Source organism: Pseudomonas tolaasii NCPPB 2192, from assembly GCF_002813445.1.
GTDB lineage: Bacteria > Pseudomonadota > Gammaproteobacteria > Pseudomonadales > Pseudomonadaceae > Aquipseudomonas > Aquipseudomonas tolaasii.
This window is the reverse complement of the sequence record NZ_PHHD01000001.1, coordinates 2,962,513-2,978,583: the sequence shown is the minus strand read 5'-3', so window position 1 is coordinate 2,978,583 and position 16,071 is coordinate 2,962,513. Positions and strand designations below refer to the sequence as shown.

At 62.6% G+C, this 16,071-nt stretch carries 14 protein-coding genes; 13 read left to right on the top strand and 1 reads right to left on the bottom strand.

The window, feature by feature from the left end; all coding sequences use genetic code 11:
- Positions 1–111 precede the first annotated feature (111 nt).
- The 13 genes from ATI14_RS13790 (at position 112) to pdeM (ending at position 15,787) form a co-directional block, all read left to right on the top strand.
- Positions 112–1,170 carry a FecCD family ABC transporter permease gene (locus ATI14_RS13790; protein ID WP_016973158.1) on the top strand — a complete coding sequence of 353 codons (1,059 nt, stop codon included), beginning with the start codon at positions 112–114 and terminating at the stop codon, positions 1,168–1,170.
- Positions 1,167–1,952, top strand: coding sequence for an ABC transporter ATP-binding protein (locus tag ATI14_RS13785; RefSeq protein WP_016973159.1), 786 nt, complete (start codon positions 1,167–1,169; stop codon positions 1,950–1,952). The genes ATI14_RS13790 and ATI14_RS13785 overlap by 4 nt, the downstream gene beginning before the upstream one ends.
- A gap of 105 nt (positions 1,953–2,057) precedes the next feature.
- Positions 2,058–2,702 (top strand): glutathione S-transferase N-terminal domain-containing protein, encoded by a 645-nt coding sequence (locus tag ATI14_RS13780; protein WP_016973160.1) that lies wholly within the window; start codon positions 2,058–2,060, stop codon positions 2,700–2,702.
- 204 nt (positions 2,703–2,906) lie between these two features.
- On the top strand, positions 2,907–5,348 hold the full coding sequence (locus ATI14_RS13775; RefSeq protein ID WP_016973161.1) for a penicillin acylase family protein: 2,442 nt from the start codon (positions 2,907–2,909) through the stop codon (positions 5,346–5,348).
- Positions 5,349–5,548: 200 nt separating this feature from the next.
- A complete protein-coding gene (locus ATI14_RS13770; RefSeq protein ID WP_016973162.1) occupies positions 5,549–6,553 on the top strand; it encodes a ligase-associated DNA damage response exonuclease in 1,005 nt (334 codons plus the stop codon).
- Positions 6,550–8,184 (top strand): ATP-dependent DNA ligase, encoded by a 1,635-nt coding sequence (locus ATI14_RS13765; RefSeq protein WP_016973163.1) that lies wholly within the window; start codon positions 6,550–6,552, stop codon positions 8,182–8,184. Before ATI14_RS13770 ends, ATI14_RS13765 begins: the two co-directional genes overlap by 4 nt.
- A gap of 233 nt (positions 8,185–8,417) precedes the next feature.
- Positions 8,418–9,197 (top strand): transporter substrate-binding domain-containing protein, encoded by a 780-nt coding sequence (locus ATI14_RS13760; RefSeq protein WP_017254762.1) that lies wholly within the window; start codon positions 8,418–8,420, stop codon positions 9,195–9,197.
- Between the two features lie 60 nt (positions 9,198–9,257).
- Positions 9,258–9,986 (top strand): ABC transporter permease, encoded by a 729-nt coding sequence (locus tag ATI14_RS13755; RefSeq protein WP_016973165.1) that lies wholly within the window; start codon positions 9,258–9,260, stop codon positions 9,984–9,986.
- Complete coding sequence (locus ATI14_RS13750; RefSeq protein ID WP_016973166.1) at positions 9,983–10,693, top strand: ABC transporter permease; 711 nt, start codon at positions 9,983–9,985, stop codon at positions 10,691–10,693. Before ATI14_RS13755 ends, ATI14_RS13750 begins: the two co-directional genes overlap by 4 nt.
- Positions 10,694–10,702: 9 nt before the next feature.
- Positions 10,703–11,821 (top strand): succinylglutamate desuccinylase/aspartoacylase family protein, encoded by a 1,119-nt coding sequence (locus tag ATI14_RS13745; RefSeq protein ID WP_016973167.1) that lies wholly within the window; start codon positions 10,703–10,705, stop codon positions 11,819–11,821.
- Between the two features lie 13 nt (positions 11,822–11,834).
- Positions 11,835–12,599 carry an ABC transporter ATP-binding protein gene (locus tag ATI14_RS13740; protein WP_016973168.1) on the top strand — a complete coding sequence of 255 codons (765 nt, stop codon included), beginning with the start codon at positions 11,835–11,837 and terminating at the stop codon, positions 12,597–12,599.
- A 57-nt stretch (positions 12,600–12,656) separates the two neighbouring features.
- A complete protein-coding gene (locus ATI14_RS13735) occupies positions 12,657–15,137 on the top strand; it encodes a ligase-associated DNA damage response DEXH box helicase (RefSeq protein ID WP_016973169.1) in 2,481 nt (826 codons plus the stop codon).
- Entirely contained in the window at positions 15,137–15,787 is a 651-nt protein-coding gene (pdeM, locus tag ATI14_RS13730) for a ligase-associated DNA damage response endonuclease PdeM (RefSeq protein WP_016973170.1), read from the top strand. The genes ATI14_RS13735 and pdeM overlap by 1 nt, the downstream gene beginning before the upstream one ends.
- A 22-nt stretch (positions 15,788–15,809) precedes the next feature.
- On the opposite strand, the gene ATI14_RS13725 is transcribed toward pdeM, so the two are convergent.
- Positions 15,810–16,007 carry a hypothetical protein gene (locus ATI14_RS13725; protein WP_016973171.1) on the bottom strand — a complete coding sequence of 66 codons (198 nt, stop codon included), beginning with the start codon at positions 16,005–16,007 and terminating at the stop codon, positions 15,810–15,812.
- Positions 16,008–16,071: the final 64 nt, after the last annotated feature.

The following is a 16,071-nucleotide window of genomic DNA, read 5'->3' as shown; positions in this document are numbered from 1 at the left end:
CTCGCGAAAGCGGTGTACCAGTCAATGAATATATTGACTGGTACACCGCTTTCGCGAGCAAGCCCGCTCCCACATTTTGATCTTCATCGACTTCAAGAATGTGTGAGCCAAATGACCACTCAAACCCTCGACCTTGCCAGCGCCACCCACGGCTACCGCCGTTTGCTCGCGCGGCGTGCCTGGCTGCTGGCGTTGCTCGGCACCGCGCTGGTCTGCGCCATTCTGGTGGACCTCGCCAGCGGCCCATCCGGCATGGGCCTGCTGGCGTTGCTCGACGGCATTTTGCACCCCTCGCACCTGAGCGCCACCGACCAGGTGATAATCTGGAACGTGCGCCTGCCCTACGCCTTGATGGCGGTACTGGTCGGTTGCGCGCTGTCGCTGGCCGGGGCCGAGATGCAGGCGATTTTGAATAACCCGCTGGCCAGCCCGTTCACCCTCGGCGTGTCGTCGGCAGCGGCGCTGGGCGCCTCGCTGGTCATCGTGTTTCCGGTGACGACCTTGTGGGTGTCGGCCAACACGGCGATTTCCATCTCGGCATTTGTCTTCGCAGCCGCCTCGGTATTTTTGCTGCAAGCCATGTCGCGCCTGCGCGGCGCCGGGGTCGAGAGCCTGGTGCTGTTCGGCATCGCGCTGGTGTTCAGTTGCAACGCGGTGGTGGCCTTGTTGCAGTTGGTCGCCACCGAAGACGTGCTGCAACAACTGGTGTTCTGGACCCTGGGCAGCGTCACCCGGGCCAATTGGGACAAGCTCGGCATTCTCGCCTTTGTGGTTGCCGTGGTGATGCCGTTTTCCTTCACCGCCGCTCCGCGCCTGACCCTGCTGCGCATGGGCGAAGACCGCGCACAAAGCTTTGGCGTGGACGTGAAGCGCCTGCGGTTTTTCTCGTTGTTGCGCATCAGCCTGTTGTCGGCCACCGCCGTGGCTTTTGTAGGCACCATCGGTTTTATCGGCCTGGTCGGTCCGCATATCGCGCGGATTCTGGTGGGTGAGGACCAACGCTTCCTGCTGCCGGCCAGCGCCTTGACCGGCGCGTTGCTGCTGGCGCTGTCGTCAATCGCCAGCAAGCTGATCATGCCAGGCGTGATCGTGCCGGTGGGCATCGTGACCGCCCTGGTGGGCGTGCCGATTTTTGTGGTGTTGGTGTTTAAACGCGGGAGGCAGCTATGAGTGCGGGTTTGTCGGTACACCACGCCAATGTCAGTTACGGGCGTCGCCAGATCGTGCATGACCTGAGCTTGCCCACCCTGCCCCACGGCAGCCTCACGGCCTTGATCGGCCCCAATGGCGCCGGCAAATCCACCTTGCTGCGCGCCGTGGCCGGGCTGGAAAAGATGCAAGGCGTGGTGCGGCTGGGTGATCTCGACCTGTCCGCCATGTCGGTGGCCGAGCGGGCGCGGCGCGTCACTTATATGCCGCAGAACCTGCCGCCGGGCTTGAGTCTCAGCGTGATGGAAAGCGTGATCGCCGCCTTGCGTGTGGCCAATGTGGATGGCATTCCACTGTCGAGTGACGCCTGCCTGCGCGAAGGTTTCGAGGCGTTGCAACGCATCGGCATCGCGCACTTGGCCGACCAACTGTTGAGCACGCTGTCCGGCGGCCAGCGCCAACTGGTCAGCCTGGCTCAGCTGATCGCGCGGCGCCCGCAAGTGATGTTGCTGGACGAACCCACCAGCGCCCTCGACCTCAACTACCAATTGAAAGTCATGGAATGCGTGCGCGCTCTGGTGCGCGAACACCACCTGATCGCCGTGGTGGTGCTGCACGACATTAACCTGGCTGCGCGTTTTGCCGACCATATCGCCGTGCTGCGCGAAGGCCGCTTGTATGCCAGCGGCAAAGCCGATGCCGTGCTCGACCCGCTGATGTTTGCCGAGGTGTACCGCGTGCAAGTGCGCATCGAGCGCTGCTCGCAGCAGTCGTTGCAGGTGCTGGTGGACGGTGCTGTGTGAATGGCTTCTAAGGGTATGCACAAATGTTTCATTGAATTTCCATCAATGGAACATTACCTATAGCAACAGGCATTCGCTCAAGCATCACCACCTTTGGAGAGCTTCATGATCGACCTGTACTATTGGACTACCCCCAACGGCCACAAAGTATCGTTGTTCCTGGAAGAAGCCGGGCTGCCCTACAAGGTGCACCCGATCAACATCGGCCAGGGCGACCAGTTCAAGCCGGACTTCCTGAAGATCGCTCCCAACAACCGCATTCCGGCCATCGTCGATCACACCCCGGCCGACGGCGGTGCGCCGATTTCGTTGTTCGAATCCGGCGCCATCCTGTTGTACCTCGCGGAAAAGACCGGCCAGTTCATCCCCAAAGACCTGCGCGGCCGCCAGGAGGCCCTGCAGTGGCTGTTCTGGCAAATGGGCGGTCTGGGGCCGATGGCGGGCCAGAACCACCACTTCAGCCAGTTCGCACCGGAGAAAATCCCCTATGCGATCAAACGCTATGTGGACGAAACCGCGCGGCTGTACGGCGTACTGGACCGGCGCCTGGCAGATCGGCCGTTCGTCGCCGGCGCGGAGTACAGCATTGCCGACATGGCCATCTACCCGTGGATTGTTTCCCACAAGTGGCAGAGCCAGCGCCTGGAAGACTTCCCACATGTGCAGCGCTGGTTCAACAGCATCAAGGAACGGCCGGCGACGGTTCGCGCCTATGAACTGGTGCAAAAAGTAAACCCGCCGAAATCCTGACCTCTCCCCTGATCGTTCCCACGCTCTGCGTGGGAATGCCGCCCTGGACGCTCTGCGCCCGCCTTTAAAATCGTGACGCAGAGCGTCATGGGATGCGTTACCACGCAGAGCGTGGGAACGATCTCGCAACTCCCGCTTGCGTCGTTTCGCCGCGCTCACTAACGTAGCGCCTTTACTGACGCTACCCCCCGCAGGAGCTTTGCCATGGCCTCGCCAGCCCTTTCACACTTTCTTCCCCGGTTCGGCGTTGCCGCGGCAGTAGCCAGTGCATTAAGCCTGGCCGGTTGCCAGCTCCAGAGCACCCAGGACACCCTGCCGCCGGTCGCCGGCGTGCAGCCGATCAAAGGCCTGGCACAAAATGTGTCGGTGCGCCGCAATGCCCAGGGCATGCCGCTGATCGAAAGCAACACCTTCCACGACGCACTGTTCAGCCTCGGCTATGTACACGCCAGCGACCGCATCACCCAGATGGTTACCCTGCGTCTGCTGGCTCAGGGCCGTCTGGCGGAAATGTCCGGGCCCGAGGTGCTGGATGTCGACCGGTTCATGCGCGCGGTCAACCTGAAAAAAAGCGCCGGCGAGCTGTATAACGCATCAAGCCCGCGTCTCAAGCGCTTCTTCGAAGTGTATGCGCGGGGCGTCAACGCTTACCTGTTCCGCTACCGCGACAAGCTGCCGCCGGACCTGGCCCAGACCGGCTACAAGCCCGAGTACTGGAAGCCGGAAGATTCGGCGCTGTTGTTCTGCCTGCTGAATTTCAGCGAGTCGAGCAACTTGCAGGAAGAATTGTCGTCGCTGGTACTGGCGCAAAAAGTCGGCGTCGACAAACTTGCCTGGCTCACCCCAAGCGCGCCGGACGAACCGATCCCGCAGGCTGAAACCGACAAGCTCAAAGGCGTGAACCTCAGCCAGATTACCGGCCTTGCCGGGCTGGAAGCGGTCGGCCAGCAACTCAACAGCCTCAACGCGCTGGCGGTCACCACCTCGAGCAACTGGGCGATTGGCCCGCAACGCGCGCGCAGCGGCAAAAGCCTGTTGGCCAGCGACCTGGCAGCCGCGCCGCAAGCACCGTCGCCGTGGAACTACGTGCAGATCCGCGCGCCGAAATACCAGGCCGTCGGCGTCTCGATTGCCGGTTTGCCGACGCTGCTGTCCGGTTTCAACGGCAAAGTGGCCTGGAGCATGAGCTCGGTCAAAGGCGACACCCAGGACCTGTTCCTGGAAAAGGTCAAACGCCAGGGCAGCGCGTTGTATTACGAGAACAACGGAAAATGGCTACCGGCCGGTGTGCGTAACGAAACCTTCTTCGCCAAAGGCCAGCGGCCGATTCGCGAAGTGGTGTACGAAACCCGTCACGGCGCCCTGCTCAACAGCAGCCAGGCCCTGACCAGCGGTTTCGGCCTGGCCCTGCAAACCGCCGATTTCAAGGACGACAAGAGCCTGGACGCGTTCTTCGACCTGTCCCGCGCGCAAAACGCCGGCAAGGCGTCGGACGCCACCCGTGAAATCCGCGCCATCGCCCTGAACATGATTTTTGCCGACGCCACCAACATTGGCTGGCAAGTCACCGGCCGCTTCCCCAACCGCCGCGAAGGCGAAGGCCTGCTGCCCTCGCCGGGCTGGGACGCGCGCTTTGACTGGGATGGCTACGCCGACGCGATGCTGCACCCTTACGATCAAGACCCGCCGCAAGGCTGGATCGGCACCGCCAACCAGCGCACTGCACCACGCGGCTACGGCATGCAGCTGTCCAACTCGTGGGACGCACCGGAGCGCAGCGAGCGCCTGGCGCAACTGGCCAATGCAGGCAAACACGACAGCCGCAGCCTGATCGCGATGCAATACGACCAGACCACCACGTTCGCCGCCAAGCTCAAGACCATGCTCCAGGCGCCGGGCATGGCCCAGCCGCTGAAACAGGCGATTGATGCACTGCCGGCCGCCGAGGCGGGCAAGGCACGCGAAGCGCTGGGCCGCCTGATGGCGTTTGATGGCCGCCTCGTGTCGACCTCTGCCGACGCGGCGATCTACGAACTGTTCCTGCAGGAAAGCGCCAAACAGATCTTCCTCGACAAGCTCGGCCCGGAAAACAGTGCCAGCTGGAAAGCCTTTGTCAGCAATGGCGGCCTGTCCTACTCCGCCACCGCCGACCATTTGCTGGGCCGCGAAGACAGCCCGTTCTGGGACGACTCGCGCACGCCGCAAAAAGAAGACAAACCGGCGATCCTCGCCCGCAGCCTGGCCGCCGCGATTACCGCCGGCGACAGCCAGTTGGGCGGCGACCACAAGGCCTGGCAGTGGGGCAAACTGCACACCACCACCTGGAAGAACCTCAATGGCCAAACGATTCGCGGCCCGTTCGCCAGCGGCGGCGACCACAACACCCTGAACCCGGCGCCGTACAGTTGGGGCCAGGACTTCGCCACCACCCAGGTGCCGGCACTGCGCATGATCGTCGACTTCGGCCTCGCCGAACCGATGAGCGGCCAGGGTGGCACCGGCCAGTCCGGCAACCCGGCCAGTCCGAACTACGCCAATGGCATCGACCCGTCGCTCAAGGCGCAATACCTGAGCTTCCCGATGCAGCCGCAGAACTTCGACAAGGCCTATGGGAAAACCCGGTTGACCCTCACCCCCGGCAAGTAACCCGGTTCCCGCTGAAGGAACCGGATAAAAATGTGGGAGCTGGCTTGCCTGCGATGAGGCCGTGTCAGTCACTGATCAAGTGGCTGATGCACCGCCATCGCAGGCAAGCCGGCTCCCACAGTTGCTTTGCATGCATTCAGATAGAACTTCCAGCCCCGCCACCGCCTCCTAACTGATAAGCCCATTGCCCCGGCACGCCCATGGACCTTGTCATCGCCCGGCCCGAAGGCCTCTACTGCCCCGCCGGTGATTTCTACATCGACCCCTGGCGCCCCGTCGAACGCTCGGTCATCACCCACGCCCACGGCGACCATGCCCGTACCGGCAACGAGCACTACCTGGCGGCCGCCCCCGGTGAAGGCATCCTGCGCTCGCGCCTGGGCCAGGACATCAACCTGCAAACCCTGGCCTACGGCGAACCACTGGTGCACCACGGCGTCACCTTGAGTTTTCACCCCGCCGGGCATGTGCTCGGCTCCGCCCAGGTGCGCCTGGAATACAAAGGCGAAGTGTGGGTCGCGTCCGGCGACTACAAAGTCGAGCCCGATGGCACCTGCGCACCCTTCGAGCCGGTGCGTTGCCACACCTTTATCACCGAATCCACCTTTGGCTTGCCGATCTACCGCTGGCAGCCCCAGGCGCAGATTTTTGCCGGGATCAACGATTGGTGGCAGGGCAACATCGCGGCAGGCAAAGCCAGCGTGTTGTTCTGCTATTCCTTCGGCAAGGCCCAGCGCATCCTGCATGGCATCGACGCCAGCATCGGCCCGATCCTCAGCCACGGCGCGGTCGAACCCTTGAACCGCGTGTACCGCGAAGCCGGCATCTACATTCCCGAAACCCTGTACGCCGGCGACTTCAAAAAAACCGACCCACTGTTGCGCCAGGCGCTGATCATCGCGCCGCCCTCGGCCGGGGGCAGCAGTTGGATCAAACGTTTTGGCGACTACAGCGATGCCTTCGCCAGCGGCTGGATGCGCTTGCGCGGAACCCGTCGGCGGCGGGGCGTGGACCGCGGCTTCGTACTGTCGGACCACGCCGACTGGCCCGGCCTGCTGTGGGCCATCGAACAAACCGGCGCTGAACGGGTGATGGTGACCCACGGTTCTGTAGGCGTTTTGGTGCGCCACCTGCGGGAAAAAGGCCTGGATGCCCAAGGCTTCACCACCGAATACGGCGATGATGAAGAAGAGGCCACGGCATGAAGGCGTTCGCCGAGCTGTACGCCAACCTGGATGCCACCACCTCCAGCAATGCCAAGCTTGCGGCGCTGCAAGCCTATTTCCGCCAGGCGCCGCCGGAAGATGCCGCGTGGGCCGTGTACTTTTTGTCCGGTGGGCGCCCTCGGCAACTGGTGCCCACGCGCCTGTTGAGAGACATGGCCACCGCCGCGTCCGGCATCGAGCCGTGGCTGTTTGAAGAAAGCTACCAATCGGTGGGCGACCTGGCCGAGACCATTTCCCTGCTGTTACCGGAATCCACCTACACCTCGCAGGACGGCCTGGCCGTATGGCTGGAGGAAAAGCTCCTGCCCCTGCGCGGCCTGCCGCCTCTGGAGCTGGCCGAACGCTTGCCCGCGTTGTGGGCGCAACTGGACCAACCCAGCCTGATGGTGTGCATCAAGCTGATTACCGGCAGCTTTCGCGTGGGGGTGTCAAAACTGCTGGTCACCCGTGCCCTCGCCGCCATGGCCGAGCTGGACAGCAAACGCGTGGCGCAGCGGCTGGTGGGCTACACCGACCTGTCGAATCGACCTACGCCTGAGGGCTACCTCAAGCTGATCGCCGCCGAATCGTCCGACGAACACGCGCAACGTGGCGGGCAGCCTTATCCGTTTTTTCTCGCCCACGGGTTGGCGCAACCGGTGGAGCAATTCGACAGCCTGCTCGGCTCGCCCGCCGACTGGCAGGTGGAATGGAAGTGGGACGGCATTCGCGCGCAACTGGTCAAGCGCGAAGGCCGGCTGTGGATCTGGTCACGCGGCGAGGAACTGGTCACCGAGCGTTTCCCCGAACTGCACAGTCTGGTCAGCGGCTTGCCTGACGGCACGGTGATCGATGGCGAAATCGTCGTCTGGAAGGATTCAGTACAACCCTTCGCCCTGCTGCAACAGCGCATTGGCCGTAAAACCCTGAGCAAAAAAGTGCTCGACGATGCACCGGTGGCCGTCCTTGCCTATGACTTGCTGGAGCATCAGGGCGACGACTGGCGCAACCACCCTCAGGCCGAGCGTCGCGCCCAGCTTGAGCAAGTGATTGCGCAGTGCAACCGGCCAGTGTTGCTGCCCTCACCCCTGCTGACCGCCACCACCTGGGCCGAATTGGCCGAGCAGCGCGAAGACTCCCGTCGCCTCGGCGTGGAAGGCATGATGCTCAAGGCCCGCGACGGCCTGTATGGCGTGGGCCGCACCAAAGACATGGGCGTGTGGTGGAAGTGGAAAGTCGACCCGTTCAGCGTCGATGCCGTGTTGATTTACGCCCAGCGCGGCCATGGTCGCCGCGCCAGCTTGTATAGCGACTACACCTTCGCCGTGTGGGACGGCCCGCCAGGCACCGAGCGCACCCTGGTGCCCTTCGCCAAGGCCTATTCGGGGCTGACCGACGAAGAAATGCGCAAGGTTGACGCCATAGTGCGCAAAACCACGGTAGAGAAATTCGGCCCGGTCAGCAGCGTCACGCCGAGCATGGTGTTTGAACTGGGGTTTGAGGGCATCGCCTTGTCCAAGCGGCACAAAAGCGGGATCGCGGTAAGGTTTCCGCGGATGTTGCGGTGGCGGCAGGATAAGGCGGTGGAGGAAGCGGACAACCTCGCCACCCTGCAAGACTTGCTGACCTGACCCGCCCCTCCCAAACACTACACATCAATGTGGGCCAAGAACCAAATTGGTGCACAGAAAAACCAATGCCCATTTTCGGGCATCTCCTACACTCAGAACGCCCTCGTCCCACCTTTTAAAACACTCATTCGGAACTATGGTGCAGAAATTGCTACTTGAGATCCGTCTGACACCGTTCAGTAACAGTCCTAAACGCGCCACAAGCGCTTATCTTGGTTTCCAGGGATTACATAATGAAAAAAGCATTGCTGACCCTTTCTGCACTGGCTCTGTGCATGGCTGCTGGTGTTGCTACAGCCAAGGAATACAAGGAATTGCGTTTTGGTGTCGATCCGTCCTACGCGCCATTCGAATCCAAGGCCGCTGACGGCAGCCTGGTGGGCTTCGATATCGACCTGGGCAATGCGATCTGCGCCGAGCTGAAAGTGAAGTGCAAGTGGGTCGAAAGTGACTTCGACGGCATGATTCCAGGCCTGAACGCCAACAAATTCGATGGCGTGATTTCGTCGATGACCGTAACTGAAGCCCGTGAAAAGGCGATCGACTTCTCCAGCGAGCTGTTCTCCGGCCCGACGTCCCTGGTGTTCAAAAAAGGCGCGAACTACTCCACGCCTGAGTCGCTCAAGGGCAAATCCGTGGGCTACGAGCAAGGCACCATTCAGGAAGCCTACGCCAAGGCCGTGCTGGACAAGGCCGGTGTAACCACCAAGGCCTACGCCAACCAGGACCAAGTGTATGCAGACCTGACCTCGGGCCGCCTGGACGCTTCGGTACAAGACATGCTGCAAGCCGAACTGGGCTTTTTGAAGTCGCCGGCCGGTGCTGACTACGAAGTCAGCAAGGCAATTGATGACCCGTTGCTGCCCGCCAAAACGGCGGTCGGTATCAAAAAAGGTAACAAAGACCTCAAGGCCCTGCTCGATAAAGGTATCAAAGCGTTACACGATGATGGCACCTACGCCACTATCCAGAAGAAACACTTCGGCGATCTGAACCTCTACAGCGGTAAATAACACCCTGGCGCCCACCGGTTTGCGGTGGGCGCTTTTTTATCGCCATCAGGTCCTGAATTCATGTTTGAAGATCTTTTGCAAACCCTGGGGCTGGGCGCCTTCAGTTTGAAGGGGTTCGGCCCGCTATTGCTGCAAGGTACGTGGATGACGGTGAAGCTGTCCGTCGCCTCCCTGGCCGTGAGCGTCCTGCTCGGCCTGCTCGGCGCCAGCGCGAAACTGTCCAGCGTGCGCCTGCTGCGTGTCCCCGCCCAGCTCTACACCACGTTGATTCGCGGCGTGCCCGACCTGGTGCTGATGTTGCTGATTTTCTACAGTCTGCAAATTTGGCTGACCGGCTTTACCGACTTTATGGAATGGGACTACATCGAAATCGACCCATTCAGCGCCGGGGTCATCACCCTGGGCTTCATCTATGGTGCCTATTTTACTGAGACGTTTCGCGGCGCGATCCTCTCGGTACCGCGCGGGCAACTGGAGGCGGCCACTGCCTACGGGCTCAAGCGCGGGCAACGATTCCGTTATGTGACCTTCCCGCAGATGATGCGGTTTGCCCTGCCGGGCATCGGCAACAACTGGATGGTGATGCTCAAGGCCACCGCGCTGGTGTCGATCATCGGCCTGGCTGACCTGGTCAAGGCCGCCCAGGATGCCGGCAAGAGCACTTATCAGCTGTTTTATTTCCTGGTGCTCGCGGCGTTGATTTATCTGCTGATCACCAGCGCGTCCAACTTCGTATTGCGCCGTCTTGAGCGCCGCTACTCCGCTGGGTCCCGGGAGGCCGTGCGATGATCGAACTTCTGCAGCAATACTGGCGCCCCTTCCTGTATAGCGACGGCCAGCACATTACCGGGCTGGCGATGACAATGTGGCTGCTCAGCGCCTCGCTGGTATTCGGCTTTCTGGTCTCGATCCCGCTGTCCATCGCCCGGGTTTCACGCAAGTTCTGGGTGCGCTGGCCGGTGCAGTTCTACACCTACCTGTTTCGCGGCACGCCGCTGTATATCCAGTTGCTGATTTGCTACACCGGCATCTACAGCATCGCGGCCGTGCGCGAACAGCCTTTGCTCGATGCGTTTTTTCGCGATGCAATGAACTGCACCATCCTCGCCTTCGCGCTCAACACCTGCGCCTACACCACCGAGATTTTCGCCGGTGCGATCCGCAGCATGGCCCATGGCGAAGTCGAAGCGGCCAAGGCCTATGGTCTGACAGGCTGGAAGCTGTATGCCTACGTGATCATGCCCTCCGCCCTGCGCCGCTCGTTGCCCTATTACAGCAACGAAGTGATCCTGATGCTGCACTCGACCACCGTGGCCTTTACCGCGACGGTGCCGGACATCCTTAAAGTGGCCCGGGACGCCAACTCGGCCACTTACATGACCTTTCAATCATTCGGCATCGCTGCGCTGATCTACCTGACCGTCACCTTCGCGCTGGTCGGTCTGTTTCGCCTGGCGGAGCGCCGCTGGCTGGCCTTCCTCGGGCCGAGCCACTAAGGAGTGTGTATGCGTCATCAGGTGCATGAACTGATCGCGCCCGTGCCAGGCACGGCGCGGCAGATTCACAGCTTCCACTTCGGCCCGGCGTTGGCTGAAGGCAAGATTTACATCCAGTCGTCGCTGCACGCCGACGAGCTGCCGGGCATGCTGGTGGCCTGGCATTTGAAGGTGCGCCTGGCGGAGCTGGAAGCCGCCGGCCGCCTGCGCAGCGAAATCGTGCTGGTACCCGTCGCCAACCCGGTCGGCCTGGAACAGGTGTTGATGGACATCCCCCTGGGCCGCTATGAGCTGGAAAGCGGGCAGAACTTCAATCGCAAGTTTGTCGACCTCAGTGACGAAGTGGGCAACCAGGTCGAGGATTTGCTCGGCGATGACCCGCAACACAACGTCGAGCTGATCCGCACCGCACTGGTCAGCGCCCTGGCCGCGCAAACCGCCGATACCCAGCTGCAATCCCAGCGCCTGGTGCTGCAACGCCTGGCCTGTGATGCCGACATGGTGCTCGACCTGCATTGCGATTTCGAAGCGGTGGCGCACCTGTACACCACGCCCGAGGCCTGGCCGCAGGTGGAACCGCTGGCGCGCTACCTCGGTTCGGAGGCCAATTTGCTGGCTACCGACTCCGGCGGGCAGTCGTTCGACGAGTGTTTCACGCTGGTGTGGTGGCAATTGCAGCAACGCTTCGCCGAGCGCTTCCCGATTCCCATGGGCAGCTTTTCGGTGACCGTCGAATTGCGCGGCCAGGGCGACGTCAACCATGGTTTGGCGGCTCTGGATTGCCAGGCGATCATCGATTACCTGACGCACTTCGGCGCGATCGACGGCGACGCGTCGCCACTGCCCGAGTTGCCCTACCCGGCCACACCGTTGGCGGGCGTCGAGCCTGTGACCACGCCGGTCGGCGGCCTGCTGGTGTTCAGCGCCCTGCCGGGGGAATACCTGAGCGCCGGGCAGTTGATCGCCGAAATCATCGACCCCATTACCGACCGCGTAACGCCCGTGCATTGCCAGAATGCCGGCTTGCTGTACGCCCGTTCGCTGCGCCGCATGGCCACTGCCGGGATGGTCATCAGCCATGTCGCCGGCACTGAAGCCTACCGCAGCGGCTACCTACTTTCGCCTTGAGGATGCACGCCCCATGTACAAATTGACCGTTGAAGGCCTGCATAAAAGCTATGGCGACAATGAAGTGCTCAAAGGTGTTTCGCTCAAGGCCAGGACCGGCGACGTGATCAGCCTGATCGGCGCCAGCGGCTCGGGCAAAAGTACCTTTTTGCGCTGCATCAACTTCCTGGAAACCCCCAACGACGGGGCCATGACCCTGGACGGCCAGCCGATCCGCATGGTCAGCGACCGCCACGGCATGCGCGTGGCCGACGACGCCGAGCTGCAACGCCTGCGCACCCGGCTGGCCATGGTGTTCCAGCATTTCAACCTGTGGAGCCACATGAGCGTGCTGGAAAACATCACCATGGCCCCGCGCCGGGTGCTGGGCTGCAGCAAGAAAGACGCCGAAGACCGCGCCCGCCGCTACCTCGACAAGGTGGGTTTGCCGGCGCGTGTGGCCGATCAATACCCGGCGTTTCTGTCCGGCGGCCAGCAACAACGGGTGGCCATCGCCCGCGCCCTGGCCATGGAACCCGAAGTGATGCTGTTCGACGAGCCCACTTCGGCCCTCGACCCGGAACTGGTGGGGGAAGTGCTGAAGGTGATCCAGGGGCTGGCCGAGGAAGGCCGCACCATGATCATGGTCACCCACGAGATGAGCTTTGCGCGCAAGGTGTCGAGCCAGGTGTTGTTCCTGCACAAAGGCCTGGTGGAAGAGCAAGGCGCGCCTGAGGATGTACTCGGCAACCCTAAGAGCGAGCGCTTGCAACAATTCCTGAGTGGCAATTTGAAGTAAACCTTTGCGGCGCCTGGAGGGTCTCTGAAAGAGAGCCTCCAGAGCGTCAGCTGCCGAATGGCAAAACCCGTCGACTTCGCCAAGCAATGGTTTGCCGCCAAAGGCTGGAAACCGTTCGCCTTCCAGAAAGCGGTGTGGGCCGCAGTCAAAAATGGGCAATCGGGCTTGCTGCATGCCAGCACCGGCGCAGGTAAAACCTACGCGCTCTGGTTTGCCGCGCTCAATCGCTTCGCCATCACCCGCCCGCCCGCCACCGGCAAACGCAAGCCGCCTGCCGAACCCCTGACAGTGCTGTGGATCACGCCAATGCGCGCGTTGGCGGCCGATACGGCGCGGGCGCTGGAAGCGCCACTGGCCGCCCTGGAGATTCCGTGGAGCGTCGGCCTGCGCACGGGCGACACCAGCAGCAGTGAGCGCGCCCGCCAGACACGCCGCCAGCCCACCGCGCTGGTCACCACGCCGGAAAGCCTGACGCTGATGCTCGCTCGCGCCGACAGCGAAGTGAGCCTGGGCCATCTGCGCATGGTGATCGTGGACGAGTGGCATGAACTGATCGGCAATAAACGCGGTGTGCAGCTGCAACTGGCCTTGGCGCGGCTGCGGCGCTGGCATCCTGACCTGATGGTGTGGGGGATTTCCGCGACGCTGGGTAATCAGGCTCACGCGCTGGAGGTCTTGGTCCCACAAGGTGACGGGATCAATGTGCAGGGGCAAACCGCCAAACAATTGTTGGTCGACACTTTGCTGCCGCCAGTCACCGAACGGTTCCCCTGGGCCGGGCATATCGGCTTGAAGATGTTGCCGCAGGTGGTGGCCGAGGTGGAGTCCAGCAGCAGTTGCCTGGTGTTTACCAATACACGGGCGCAGTCGGAAATCTGGTACCAGGCAATACTCGACGCTCGCCCGGATTGGGCCGGGCTGATTGCCTTGCACCACGGCTCGCTGTCGCGAGAGACCCGCGACTGGGTGGAGCGGGCGCTGAAAGACGGCCAGCTCAAGGCCGTGGTGTGCACGTCCAGCCTGGATCTGGGGGTGGATTTTCTGCCGGTGGAGCGCGTGCTGCAGATCGGCTCGGCCAAAGGCGTGGCGCGCCTGATGCAGCGCGCCGGGCGCTCCGGGCATGCGCCGGGGCGGCCATCGCGGGTGACGCTGGTGCCGACCCATAGCCTGGAACTGGTGGAAGCCGCGGCAGCCCAGGACGCCATTGCACAGCGTCGCATCGAAGCGCGGGAATCCCCTTACAAGCCATTGGATGTGCTCGTACAGCACTTGGTGAGCATGGCACTCGGCGGCGGGTTCACGCCTGACGCGTTGCTGTCGGAAGTGCGCGGCGCCTGGGCCTACAAAGACCTCACCGATGAGGATTGGGCCTGGGCGCTGGGGTTTGTGCGCCATGGTGGCCTGTCGCTGACGGCTTATCCGGATTACCGCCGCGTCGAGCCCGACGAACATGGCGTCTGGCGCGTGCCGGATGCCCGGCTGGCACGGCGGCATCGCATGAGCGTGGGCACCATCGTCAGCGATGCGAGTATCCAGCTGAAATTCTGGAGCAAGGGCGGCGGCGGCAAGAACCTGGGCAGTGTCGAGGAAGGGTTTATCGCACGGCTCAAGCCGGGTGATGGCTTCCTGTTTGCCGGGCGGTTGCTGGAGCTGGTGCGGGTGGAAAACATGACCGCCTACGTGCGCCGCAGCACCGCGAAGAAGGCCGCCGTACCGCGCTGGAACGGCGGGCGCATGCCGCTTTCCAACGAACTGGCGCAGGCGGTGGTCGAGCGGTTCGACGCGGCGGCGCATGGGCGGTATGAAGGGCCGGAAATGCAGGCGGTGCAACCCTTGTTGCAGACGCAGTTGCGCTGGTCGGGCCTGCCGACGCGCGAGCATTTGCTGGCAGAGGCGCTGAAATCACTTGAAGGCTGGCACCTGTTTCTTTACCCGTTTGCCGGGCGTCAGGTGCACCTGGGGCTGGCGAGCTTGCTGGCGTGGCGGGTCAGCCAGCGTCAGCCGGTGACCTTCTCGATTGCGGTGAATGACTACGGGCTGGAGCTGCTGAGCGCCACGCCGGTGGATTGGCCGCTGTTGCTGAACGAGGCCTTGCTGAGCCCGGAAAACCTGCTGGAGGACGTTGCCGCCAGCCTGAACGCCGGTGAACTGGCCCTGCGCCGTTTCCGTGAGATCGCGCGCATTGCCGGGCTGGTGTTTGCCGGGTACCCCGGTGCGCCGAAAAGCACGCGGCAGGTACAAGCCTCAAGCGGGCTGTTTTTCGAAGTGTTCAAACAATATGACCCGCAGAACCTGCTGCTGACCCAGGCCGGGGAAGAAGTCCTGCGTGACGAGTTGGATATTCGCCGGCTGGAAGAGACATTGCGGCATCTTTCAACGCTGAAAATGGACCTGCATGTGATTGATCGGCCTACACCGCTGGCATTTCCGCTGCTGGTGGAGCGCATGCGCGAAAGCATGAGTTCGGAAAAACTCTCGGAGCGCATTGCGCGAATGGTCAAGGATCTGGAAAAAGTCGCGGACAACGGGAAGCGCTGATGCACTGTTCATGGGTACTTGAAGGTGAAGAACTGCTGTTGCTGGCGGACAAGGCGGTGTATTGGCCCGCGCGCAAATGCCTGCTGATTGCCGACGCGCATTTTGGCAAGGCGTCGGCCTATCGCAGCCTCGGGCAGCCGGTGCCACAGGGCACCACCCGCGAAAACCTGCTGAAGCTGGACCGGCTGCTGGCCGCATTTGAATGTGACCAGGTGATCTTTCTCGGTGATTTTCTGCATGGTCCCGGCTCGCATGCCAGTGGCACCTTGAGCGCGCTGAGGGCGTGGCGGGCGCGTCATGCCGGCCTGAGCCTGGTGCTGATCCGCGGTAATCACGATAAACGCGCGGGCGACCCGCCCGCCGACCTGGACATTGAGGTGGTGACCGAGCCTCTACTGCTGGGGCCGTTCGCGTTACAGCACGAACCCGAGGTACACGCCAGCCACCATGTACTGGCCGGGCATGTGCATCCCGTGTACCGCCTGCGGGGCAAGGGGCGCCAAAGCCTGCGCCTGCCGTGTTTTCAGATGGGCGGGCATGTCAGCCTGCTGCCGGCGTTTGGGGCGTTCACCGGGGGCTATTGCGTGGAGCGCAACGCCCATCAGCAGATCTTTGTGATTGGCGATCAGACAGTGTGGCCGGTCCAGTGAAGAACCGGCCACACCGGCGAGGTTACGCGACCGGTGCGGGTGGCGGCTCGTCCGGAAGCACCGGTTCGCCAGGTTCGGTCGGTTGGGGGTAGTCGGGTTCGGGTTGGCCGGGAATGCCGCCGGCGAAGGCGGGATCGGCCATCAGGGACCAGGCCAGAACACCAATCTGGTTGGGTTCAAGCCGGGCGAGTTCGGCGCTTATTCGCGGGTCGATCTTCATACAGTACTCCTCAAGCGTGGCCCGACGCGTTTTGCACGCGTCGAGGCAGTACACCCAATAGAGT